The sequence below is a fragment of the Dolichospermum sp. UHCC 0352 genome, assembly GCF_009711925.1.
Lineage (GTDB): Bacteria > Cyanobacteriota > Cyanobacteriia > Cyanobacteriales > Nostocaceae > Dolichospermum > Dolichospermum lemmermannii.
This window is the reverse complement of the sequence record NZ_VIKY01000217.1, coordinates 1-11,792: the sequence shown is the minus strand read 5'-3', so window position 1 is coordinate 11,792 and position 11,792 is coordinate 1. Positions and strand designations below refer to the sequence as shown.

Annotated in this window: 9 protein-coding genes; 2 read left to right on the top strand and 7 right to left on the bottom strand. The window is 38.0% G+C overall.

The genetic code is table 11. The features are described from left to right. The first annotated feature begins 25 nt into the window (after positions 1–25). Complete coding sequence (locus FJR06_RS15005) at positions 26–586, top strand: hypothetical protein (protein ID WP_168651721.1); 561 nt, start codon at positions 26–28, stop codon at positions 584–586. A gap of 92 nt (positions 587–678) precedes the next feature. On the opposite strand, the gene FJR06_RS15000 is transcribed toward FJR06_RS15005, so the two are convergent. From FJR06_RS15000 to FJR06_RS14985, 4 genes are all read right to left on the bottom strand, one after another. Further along, the gene (locus FJR06_RS15000; protein WP_168651720.1) at positions 679–2,325 is read right to left on the bottom strand and encodes a trypsin-like peptidase domain-containing protein; all 1,647 of its coding nucleotides are present in this window, start codon (positions 2,323–2,325) and stop codon (positions 679–681) included. Between the two features lie 247 nt (positions 2,326–2,572). Continuing rightward, on the bottom strand, positions 2,573–3,523 hold the full coding sequence (locus tag FJR06_RS14995) for a serine protease (RefSeq protein WP_015078788.1): 951 nt from the start codon (positions 3,521–3,523) through the stop codon (positions 2,573–2,575). Between the two features lie 36 nt (positions 3,524–3,559). Then, on the bottom strand, positions 3,560–4,093 hold the full coding sequence (locus FJR06_RS14990) for a COP23 domain-containing protein (RefSeq protein WP_168651719.1): 534 nt from the start codon (positions 4,091–4,093) through the stop codon (positions 3,560–3,562). A 226-nt stretch (positions 4,094–4,319) separates the two neighbouring features. Beyond that, complete coding sequence (locus FJR06_RS14985; protein WP_168651718.1) at positions 4,320–5,105, bottom strand: DUF2887 domain-containing protein; 786 nt, start codon at positions 5,103–5,105, stop codon at positions 4,320–4,322. Between the two features lie 137 nt (positions 5,106–5,242). Here FJR06_RS14985 and FJR06_RS14980 point away from each other — a divergent pair, with 137 nt between their 5' ends. Beyond that, positions 5,243–8,449: a glycoside hydrolase family 15 protein gene (locus FJR06_RS14980; RefSeq protein WP_168651717.1), complete on the top strand. Its 3,207-nt coding sequence runs from the start codon at positions 5,243–5,245 to the stop codon at positions 8,447–8,449. A gap of 952 nt (positions 8,450–9,401) precedes the next feature. On the opposite strand, the gene FJR06_RS14975 is transcribed toward FJR06_RS14980, so the two are convergent. The 3 genes from FJR06_RS14975 to FJR06_RS14965 form a co-directional block, all read right to left on the bottom strand. Next, entirely contained in the window at positions 9,402–10,319 is a 918-nt protein-coding gene (locus FJR06_RS14975) for an NAD(+) kinase (RefSeq protein ID WP_168651716.1), read from the bottom strand. An 83-nt stretch (positions 10,320–10,402) separates the two neighbouring features. Continuing rightward, positions 10,403–11,404 carry an SDR family oxidoreductase gene (locus tag FJR06_RS14970; RefSeq protein WP_015078783.1) on the bottom strand — a complete coding sequence of 334 codons (1,002 nt, stop codon included), beginning with the start codon at positions 11,402–11,404 and terminating at the stop codon, positions 10,403–10,405. Positions 11,405–11,612: 208 nt separating this feature from the next. Beyond that, the coding region (locus FJR06_RS14965; RefSeq protein WP_217359785.1) for a hypothetical protein at positions 11,613–11,792 on the bottom strand (180 nt) is incomplete at its 5' end.

Genomic DNA, 11,792 nt, shown 5'->3' with positions numbered 1-11,792 from the left:
GCGTTTTTTATCAATAATTATGCGTATGCTTCGTCACTTCACACAAATCAGCACTCTAACAGGTGTAGTTTTAACCAGTCTACTTGTTTCTAGTCATCCAGTAGCAGCACAAAAGGCTTGTGTTGTTACAGACAGTGGTAATGTTGTATGCGGCAGACTTCAGCCGAACTCCCAAAATCCTAGCAGTGTCAAAAATCAAACTGTAGAATTTGAAGAGATTAATTTAACTTTGCAAGGCTGTAAGCGTTCTTCTTCTACCGTGAATTGTCACTTTCTATTAACTGCTAAACAAGATGGTACAGGAGGTTTTTACTGTGATTACGGTAAGATGTTTGACTTTTATGGAAAAGAGTATTTTTGTCATCAAGCACAACTTGGGCAAGCCAAAGGAAAGCAAGGAACTGATGTCGCTACAAAAATGCTGAAGGGTATTCCCTTGAAAGCAACAGCTACCTTTCGTGACGTACCCGTACAAGTAAAAGAGATAGCAGGAATTGAAATAGGGATCGCTTTATCAGGAACTAGCGGTAGACCCTATGAACCTCAGTATACACCTGTATTTCGCAGCATACCTATATCAGAGTAGCCCAGGTCTTGTTTAGGGTTGTCTAAACAATCAAGACCTATTCCCATCGCTGTTTTTACAAAAGAAAAAAATAATCAAACTATCTACCCCTTCTACTCAGACACCCGCCAAACTTTAATATTATTTTCCCTACTCGCACTAGCTAGAGTTTTGCCGTCTGAACTAAAAATGACAGAATCAACGGTGTCAGCATAACCTGTCAAAGTGTGGATTTGTGTTCCCGTTGCCACATTCCACAATTTAACTGTATTGTCATCACTGCCACTAGCCAAAATTTTCCCATTAGGACTAAAAGCCACAGAACCAACTCGGTTAGAATGACCTGTAAGAGTGCGGATTTCTGTTCCTGTATCTATATTCCATAGTTTAATTGTCTTATCTGAACTGCCACTAGCCAAAATTTTGCCATCGGGACTGAAAGCCACAGAACCAACTCGATCAGAATGTCCGTCAAAAGTCAGAATTTCTCCTGCTGTTGCCACGTTCCATAGTTTAATTATCCTGTCATCACTGCCACTAGCCAAAATTTTGCCATCGGGACTAAAGGCCACCGCACTAACCTTAGCAGTATGCCCTGATAGGGTGAGTATTTCCTTAGTTGTGGACACATCCCACAGTTTGATAGTCCCGTCACTACTACCACTAGCTAAGGTTTTACCATCTGGACTGAAAGTGACAGAATAAACCGAGAAAAAACTTCCTTGCAGACTGCCAATTTCCGTTCCTGTAGCTACATTCCACAACTTGATAGTCTCGTCATTACTCCCACTAGCCAAGGTTTTACCATCTGGACTGAAAGCAACCGACTCAATTCGGTCGGAATGTCCTTGAAGAGTGCGGATTTTGCTTCCTGTAGCTATGTTCCATAGTTGAATACTTCCATTCATACTGCCACTAGCAAGAATTTTGCCATTGGGACTCAAAGCAATAGCTGTTACCGGGAAAAAATCTCCAGGTAAGGTTTTCGCTAGGGTGAAATTAATAGATGATATAGGTTGTGTCTTTATTTCTGTTGGTTTTCGAGATATTACCCTATCTGCAACTTGTATAGGTGTAGCTTGTAGTGGTGATGTAGTAGCAATATTCTGAGACTTTTTATATTTATTAATAGGAATACCATCAAAATCTACAGCACCACTGATAGCATTAGGAAATGCTTGACCATTAATTCCCACCAATTCTCCTTGTGCATTAAGTATTGGACCTCCACTCATTCCTGGTAAAGTATTATTACTCATAATTAAGGCATAACCCTCTTTAGGATTAGGAGATATACCATTAATGATCCCGTTATAAAAACGATAACAACCCTTTAAACAACGACTATCATTAACAGACCAACCAGCATTATAAATCGGTGTAGATTCTGTTAATTTATTGGAATCACCTAATGTAGCAACAGTGTAATTATCATTGCTGATAAATTGAACAACTGCTAAATCTAAATCAGGTAATTTTCTAATATCACTATAATTAAAATTATAAGTTTTTCCATTATGTGTGATTAAAATATATTTACCTTTATTTTTCACAACATGATTATTTGTTAATACTGTATATCTATTACCTTCTTTCTTGACAATTATGCCAGTTCCTGGTTTTTGACCAGCAATTTTAACTGTAATTTGTCTAGCAATATTATTAATTTCTCCACCGTCTAAAGCTGCTGTATTTTGTGGTTGTACTAAGATTACAGTTACACCTATTAACGTCGCAGCTAGTACATTAATCAACCTCATTTTTTAATTCCTGTTATTAGTAAATTTAGTGCGTTGGGTTTGGTTTCTCTATACAACTGTCAACTTAACGTAAAATCCATAGCCCAACTGGGAATTTATTCCCAGTCTCATAGCAAAAGTCATCTGAAAATGACTAAAATAACTAGAAAATTTTTTAAATTATTTAGTTTACTTTAGTAAACTTTAGCTATTAGCCTGGAACTTGAGTTCCAGGCGGGTCTGTCAGCCAACCTACAATTAAGAAAGTTCATTTTTTCATTTTCTGCTGATATTTTTTTGGTAAAATACATTTTTTCACACTTTCTGCTTTTTCTCGCATTTGCAATATTGTACTATTATTTAGTTCCCCTGCTGCTAATGGTTTCTTTCCAGAATTAGAAGCTGGAATTTTCACTAATTGAGGTGCTATCTTCTCAACTGTTGTAATGGGTATAGCCCAACTATTGCGAGGTATAATATCCTGTATAGGTTGACAAGGTTCTGAACCATCAGCATATAATTCTGTCACTTCCCAAAGGGGATTTTTATGTACACCATTAATCCCCACTAATTCCCCTTGCATATTTAATAATGGTCCCCCACTCATACCTTTATAAATATCATTAGTATAACCGATTTGATAGCCTCCTTCTAAGGGTTTATCTAAGATTAAAGTAAGATACCCTTGAGTAAATATTCTCTTTTCTGGCATTTTTTCTGGAGATGTTTCATTTATTGTATCTTCATTACTAAAACCATTAGCAAATAATTGTTCTCCCACCGTTAATGTTAATGGGTTTCCTATTTTCGTAACTTGATAATTTTGATTTGATGTGAATTGTAATATCCCTAAATCATTCTTACCAAATTTCACAGCTTGAGGAATTTTAGCAGGATAAATTTTACCATCTGGTGTTTGAATTTGATAACCTGGTTTATCAACAGCCATTAATACATGATTATTGGTGATAATAGTATAAATTTGATTTTGTTTATTAACTTGTTTATTGATAATAATTCCTGTTCCTAAAAACTCTTGAGAAAGAATTTTTACAGTAATTGATTTTGCTATTTTTTGATTATTTTTAATTGCTAGATCATTCACAGATGATGTTGAAAAAACAGGAGACTCTGCTGGGAGGGAAATAGCTATTCCTCCCAAACAGGTTAATAATAAGAGTGCAGAATGAACTCCAGTTAGTAGACATTTACAAATCATTGAGAATTTTCAAATAATTATTCATGAACTACTATTTTATTCTTCTGTTAAGATTCCATTCAGGTCAATATACAAATCACCATCTTCATAGAATAAAGATTTACTTTCACTCAAATATACAGGTCTTGATTTAGATGCACCATTTCTGAAATATTGGATTTGTGTCAAAACTTTAGTGGCTAAATCCCTATCATCTATACCTGGTTCAGGCTTGAGTGTAATGACAACATCTTCTTTTAAACAATTACCACCTACTTTAATAGCAGTACATATTACAGGAAGTCCGTTAAACTTTCCCCCTCTAAGATAGAGCATTCTATTATCACTGTATGCCTGTAGTCTTTTGCTAACAATGCGACAGCGTTCTTGTTTAGAGGTTCTAAAATAGTTACTTTCCCAGACTAACATGGGTTGCCAACCGCGACTTGTTTTGGCTAATGTGATAGGGTTTTGCAGTTTATCATTACACTTGAATTTTTCCCCTGCATAGCCGGGTTGGTGTACAGCTAAGGCGATAATGGGGGTGATGGTCAGTCCTAAAAGTATTTGGGAAATTGGTTTAAGTTTCATAAGTCCCCTGTCGGCAAAAAATATACTTTGGAATAAATATCGTTAATTATACATGATTTGATAAATTTGTCAATAAATATGCTGGTGTTAAATTGGGAATCCAAATTAAGAATCTATGGGTAAGAAAAATTTTGCAATCACCAAAACGTAAGGGTTTAGCATTGCTAAACCCCTACAAATTACAAATTATTCAACTGTTACAGATTCCGCTAGTAATCTCTGGCTTTTACTTCTGGGAAATTTCTAAATTTTGCAACCAAACAACCAAATTATCTAAACTTACAAAATCTAACAACACCTCAGTTAAAGCTTCCAATTGTTCCAAAGATAACTTCTCAATCTGCATTTTTAGCTGACTAGGAATTTTCCCAAATCTTTTCGATAACAACCGCAGGATCAGATTTACTTCCCCCTCCTGTTTACCTTGTTGTTTACCTTGCTGCATACCTTGCTGCATACCCTGCTGCATACCCTGCTGCATACCTAATTCGGTAGCTTCTTCTCTGAGTTCTTCATACAAGCGAGTTTGCTGAAAACTTATGCCTAACATTGCTTCTATCTCCACACGACTTAAACGAGTAAACCGATAAGAAATAATCGTGGTAATTATTTCCATTATGCCACGTCTAGCTGTTGGTTCTGGTAACTCCTGCTGACAACGATTGATTAAATATCGCGCTGCTGCTGGGGCTTTGTTTTGTTTTAGAGTAATTAACACCGCTTGCCAATCTTGAAAACGCTCCCTATTTCTGTAAAAATAGAGAAATAATTCCCCAAATAACCGCTCATACAGTCGTTCATCTTTTTGAAATTGCACCTCACAAAAATAAACAACACCAGGAGTTTCGGTTTCTGGTGGTAAAAACACCCCGTCAATTTCAAACTTTGGTTCTTTTACCGCTACCGAATCGAAGCGATAATTAGCCGCATTTGCGGGAGGATTTGGCAATAACTCAAACAGTATGGTTGGATATGTTTGAAATAAATAATAGGAAATAGAGTCACGTCGCATATTATAATTGTAATCTATCCTACCTACTCAAAAAAATTCTCCTCTGGATGATTGTTATATACAGCAAAAGAGGGAATTATACAACTTTTTTATTTATCAACCTCACAGCAACAAAGTTAAATTTTCTCATCACCATAATGAACACATCAACCACACCATTAACACGCTTAGATTTTTACTACAAGCAAATTAAGACAATTATTTTAGCGCGTCAAAACCCGATTACTGGTTTATTACCAGCGAGTACCGCTATTACTGCTCATGGCGATTATACAGATGCCTGGGTGCGAGATAATGTGTATAGTATTTTAGCAGTTTGGGGTTTAGCCCTAGCCTATCGCAAATTAGATCATGATCATGGTCGCACTTATGAACTTGAACATAGTGTTGTTAAACTAATGCGTGGTCTATTGTTTGCCATGATGCGACAATCTCATAAAGTTGAAAAATTTAAACATACACAATCTTTATTAGATGGACTTCACGCCAAATACAATACAGCCACGGGTGATATTGTTGTCGGTGATGATGAATGGGGACATTTACAACTTGACGCGACATCTATCTTTTTATTAATGTTGGCACAAATGACCGCCAGCGGATTATCAATTATTTTTACATTGGATGAAGTTAACTTTGTCCAAAACCTAGTTTATTATATTGGTCGAGCTTACCGCACACCAGATTTTGGCATTTGGGAACGGGGAAATAAAATTAATCATGGTAGTGCAGAATTAAATGCTAGTTCCTTGGGAATGGCTAAAGCAGCTTTAGAATCTATAAATGGATTAAACTTATTTGGTGTTCATGGTAGTCAAGCATCAGTAATTCATGTTTTACCAGATGAAATCGCTAGAGCCAGAATTACTTTAGAATCATTATTACCCAGAGAATCAGGTTCTAAAGAAGTTGATGCGGCGTTATTAAGTATTATTAGTTATCCCGCTTTTGCGGTGAAAGATGAAGCATTGCGAGAACGCACCTTTAAAGAAATTATTAGTAAACTCGCAGGAAAATATGGTTGTAAGCGCTTTTTAAGAGATGGACATCAAACAGTTTTAGAAGACACCGAACGCCTCCACTATGAACCTGGTGAACTTAAACAATTTGAACATATTGAATGTGAATGGCCATTGTTTTTTACTTATTTAGTTCTTGATGGTTTATTTCGCGGTGAACAAGCACAAGTTGAGAAATATCAGCAACTTCTACAATTATTGTTGGTAGAACAAAATGGGTTACAGCTATTACCAGAAATTTATTATGTTCCTGAAGAAAATATAGAAGCTGAGAAATTAGATCCTCAGTCTCAGTTAAGATTACCCAATGAAAATATTCCTTTAGTTTGGGCGCAAAGCTTATATTATCTGGGAGAAATGTTAAGTGAAGGTTTAATCTCACTAGGAGATATTGATCCTTTAGGTAGACATTTGAATGTCGGCAAAAACCGCAATTCCTTAGTTCAAATTGCTTTAATAGCAGAAGATGAAGCCCTACAAACACAATTAGAAGTATATGGAATCGAAACCCAAACTCCTACCCAAGTCGCACCAATTCAAATTAGGAAATCTGAAGAACTTTCCCAAATTTATACACAAATTGGCAGAAATGATCAACTGGGTTTAACGGGTCGTCCTTTGCGAAGACTGAGAAGTTTGACGATATCAAGATTCTTTCGGATTAGAGATCAAACAATTGTCTTTTTACCATCATTTCTAGATTCACAGCAATTTTATTTAACTCTTGATTATCACTTTTTAGTAGATCAAATTAGAGGTGAATTGGCTTATATCCAAAAATACTGGAGTGATTTAGGTCGTCCGACTTTGACTTTAATGATTACTCGAACTATGCTAGAAACTGGGTCAGAAGCATTATTAGAATTAATGCAGGAACTCAAGGATGGTATTTGTCATGGAGTCCAGGTAAAATTAGGAAAGCTGAATCAATTAATGCTGACAGCCGCAATTCAAAGAATTGATTTTTTATCAGATACAGAATTATCGCAATCATCAGTCATAAATCAGAGAATTCGCTGTTATTACCTGACTTCTAATTTAGAAAAAAGTTGGTCTTTGGGACATACCCAAGAATTCCAAATGGAATGCGAAACTAACTTAGATTTATTATTAGAATATTTACGCTCATCAGAAAACATTTATGAGCAAATTGAATTACTGCAAACTTTAACGCGGTTACAGAGTTTAGAATTTGATACAGGATATGCTGGGCCAACTAATGCTGTCACTGTAGCGGATTTACTCGATGAAGTCTATACCAAAGCCGGAGATTTAGGGCTGTGGGCGGTGGTGCGACGGGCTGCGGGTTTACGCCAAATGCTCGATATTGGCTTATCAGATGCGATAACGAGTATTTTGGTTCAAGGTAAGCAAATAGCAGTGGGGAGGGCTTACAGTCAAGCTTCTCTGATAGTTGTTCCTATCTCTGGAAATGAGATTACTGAGAAAATTAATAACTTCTGTCGTGAGGATATTCGGGATAGAGTTTTAACGCAAGAAATTCTTATTTATCTTGGTGTCTTAATCAAATCAGAACCAGAATTGTTTCGCGGATTTATTACATTGAGAGTCGGTTATTTGATTCTTTTAATTACTAGCGACATAGCCAGAGAATTCATCCTTACCCAAGATGAAGCTTATGAACAATTAATGCAGCTTTCACCTTTTGAAGTGAAAATGCGTTTACGTCAAGTGTTAACTGGATATAGTGGCGTAAGTAATTTATTACGTCAACAGGAATCATTGCACGTCAAACAAAAAGAAAGTGATATTGCTTGGGTTGTGCTACCTGTAATTAGTGAAGAAACAGAAGTTCCTCTTGATGGTTGGCGCAGATTTCGTCAAAGAGAAGGTGCATTAAATCGTGTACCCAAAGACTTTTTTAAACAAGTTTGGCTATTAATGCAGCATTGCAAAGGTTTAGTCATTGGTGATAAATTAGAACGACGGAATCGGTTAGAAAGTGAAGTCATGCTTTCAGAAATGACCGCAGGAGAAAGAAATTTTGCTTTATTAGTTGAACATTTGCTGAATAAAATTGAAGCCCCAGAATATCGCCAAGTCAATGTAGAAGCTTTGATGGAATTGGCTACAATCGTGGCTAATAACCCTAAGTTGCAAATTGAAGAATATATGGTTTTAGATGTGTTAATCGGTCATGCAGTGCGGTTAGCGTGGTTAGAAAATCATCCCCATCGCCGCGATTATTATGATGAAGATAAAGCTACTGCATGGCCATCATTTTATAATAGTTCTCCTCAAGATTGCGCTAATTATATTTTGAAAGCGTTTAGGTTCTTAACGGAGTTTGTTCAAGATGTTTAGCTGTAAATCAAGTCACCCTTTTCTTTAGCAGCGTAAGTCCTATTTAGGGTTTGCTGAATCAACCTACAACCCAGACGCATCAAGATTTTTATCTGTATAAAAGGTAAATGAGGTGCAAGAAAAATATGATCATAGCATCAAAAATTGTTCAGTTTTCCAGACTTGATATTACTTCTAACTTCTTCTAACTTCTTCTAAATCCTCCTGAACTTCTAGCCCTCACAGATAACTTTTTCAGCAAACCCTATTTAGAAGAAACCCATCTAAATCAAAGACCCCCGACTTCTTCAAGAAGTGGGGGATCTAAGTGCAATTATAAAAATAGCATTGCCATTGCCACCATTGAGAATATGATTACCATCTTCTCCGAAGAAGATATCTAGACTAATACAACATCTAAGGAAACCGCAAAGCCTGATGGCTTGTTCTCAATTGTGGCAAATGTAGTCCCCAGGAAGGACAAATTACCATTGAGGTTGTTATAGTTGAACTGACTCAAGGAGGTAGCACCAAATCCAATTTTGCTAACCTGGATTTTATCATTCTGTGTCCACTGGAAGTCTTTGATGATGTCAATGCCTTCAAATTTGCTGTTGAATACAAATACCTCTAAGATACAAGGTTGGGTTGAGGTACGTTCACGAAGTGTGGTGTATCCCTGCGCTCGCCGGAGGCATCAGCCATAACCCAACATGAGCCTCGGGTTGCGCTGTCGCTTAACCCGACCTACAAAAAATGGACAAGGTATTGATTACTTATTAATAAATCTGGCGACTAGAAGTCGCGGCTACACAGACGAAACCCACCTACGTGGGTTCTAAACCCTCTATTTTTATTAGTCCATGCAGGTGGTCACTGAGCCTGCGATGCCCTGAGCTTGTCGAAGGGTCGAAGTGTGGACTTTGTTTGTGTAGTAGCGATTTATAATCGCCGGAAACTTTTCAAACACCCTCTAAGGCAATTCTACGGAATTGGGTTTAGCAATATGTGGTAAACCCCAACCGAGTTTTTCCCGCAGAACACGGAAAAATTCCGGTGACTGGAGACGAATAAACCGGGCTCTGTAGGGCGATCGCTCTAAATATACCCGATCTTCCGGTAAAATATAACATCCACCATTACCATCCACCACCATCACCAACCGGGGAATATTCACAGGATAGATATTAACTGGTTCACTATCAGGAAACACCAAAGCCCTAGAAGCCAGAGAATGGGGACAAATTGGGACTAACTGCAATACAGGGACACCAGGAGTAATTACTGGACCACCTGCGCTTAAAGAATAAGCTGTAGAACCCGTTGGGGTAGAAACAATAATTCCATCAGCCGCAATATCCACAGGTGAATGTCGCCCCACTGCGATTTCAAAATGGCACATACAAGTTAAAGGTTCTCGATGTAGCACCATTTCATTTAAACAGAGGGCTTCCCATTTTACCGTATCTCCCCGCATAACTTTAACGGTGAGCATAGCTCTATCTTCAACCTGATATGCACCCGCCATACACTGTTCTAAGGCTTGGGGCAATTGGTTAAGATAAGCTTCAGTCAAAAATCCCATGTGACCAGTATTTACCGTCAGCATGGGGATACCACAGGGGGCGACTAGGCGCGATGCTGCTAACACAGTTCCATCCCCCCCTAACACCACTGCAAATTTCATGTCTGAGTCAAAGCCAGGGGGCGTAAGACCTTCAATGGGGGTGTGCAAGACTGGACTATCTGGTTGAGAATAGCCCAATATCCCACCGATACTCGCTGTGATGTATACATCCCAACCAGCAGCGGTGAGCTTGTCTTTTAGTTCGATAGCGACACTACTCGCTATCGGCTTAACATCGTTGTAGATAATGCCTGCTTTCGGCACACTCAAATATCCAAGTTTAAGGGATGATTTTTCTGTATCTAATAGTTACACATTTTAGCCTAATGTCACCATTCGGCTGACATTTATTGACTATTGGCTTTGGAGGATTGTTTAAAGGGAGTCTTTTTACTTTTAAGCTTTTTACTTTTGGCTTTTTCGTAATCTAACTGTTTCAGCTTATTCATAATCCGACTGAAGTATTCTTGTAGATATGCTTCTAAGGTGGTAGTTTCTTGTTTGTCTAAACCAAAAACAGTATATACTTCGTCCATATTTTCTGAGTTTAGAGCTTTACCACCAGCTAAAACTTCTGTAAAAGCTAATCTATCAGCAACATTCCATCCCCATTGAAAGCAGCGCAGTAAATTTTGGACAGCCCGTAATAAACTGATAGGCATTCGTGTAACTTTTGCGTCTCTATCAGATAAGCGTTCACAAAGATTAATAATTTCCTCAGCACTCCAAGCACGAGTTCCCACAACTGGGAAAGCTTGCTTTTCTGTTTCTGTCACAGTCAAAGCCCGCACCGCGAATTTAGCAATATCCTGCGTATCCATATAGCCAATAGGTGAGGATGTTCCTGTTACCCATACTGGTTGTTTTTCTAAAATAGGTATGCCGTACTGACCAATTAACCCTTGCATAAATCCAGCTAAACGTAAAACTGTGTAGTTTAAACCTGACTCTGCTAAATATGCTTCTGTACATCGCTTAATTTCCATCAGCGGTACATTGGGGTATTTATCAGCATCTAAAATTGAAAAGAAGATAAATCTTTCTACACCAGCAGCTTTAGCGGCTTGAATTAATGCTACTTTGCCATCCCAATCCACTTCTTTAATAGTTAGTGAATCTGTGGCACGAGATGTAGCAGCATCAATAACTGCGGTTACACCTGTTAATGCTTCTGTCAGGGTTTGTGGATTACACAAGTTTCCCCGTACCAGTTCTGCACCCCATTCTTTGAGAAAAGCAGCTTTTTTAGGACTCCGAACCAGACAGCGGACTTTATACCCTTCATCAATTGCGCGACGAGCTACTTGTCTTCCCAAAGTGCCAGTTGCACCAACTATTAATAATGTCATGGGGTTGGTTATATATCTTAATGTTTATGAAAAGAATCTTAACAGAATTTAGTTATCTAAATAAAACTTTACATCTTTTTAATAAAAGATAGGAGTCAGCACTTCGACTTCCCTCAGTGTCAAGTCAGGAGTCAGGAGTCAGGAGTCAGGAGTCAGGAGTCAGGAGTCAGGAATCAGGAATCAGGAATCAGGAATCAGGAATCAGGAATCAGGAATCAGGATGAAGAATTAATTTTTCTTCCTCTACTTCCCCTACTTCCCCTACTTCCTTTACTTCCTTTACTTCCTCTACTTCCCCTACTTCCCCTACTTCCCCTACTTCCCCTACTTCCCCTACTTCCCCTACTTCCCCTACTTCCCCTACTTCCCCTACTTCCCCTACTTCCCC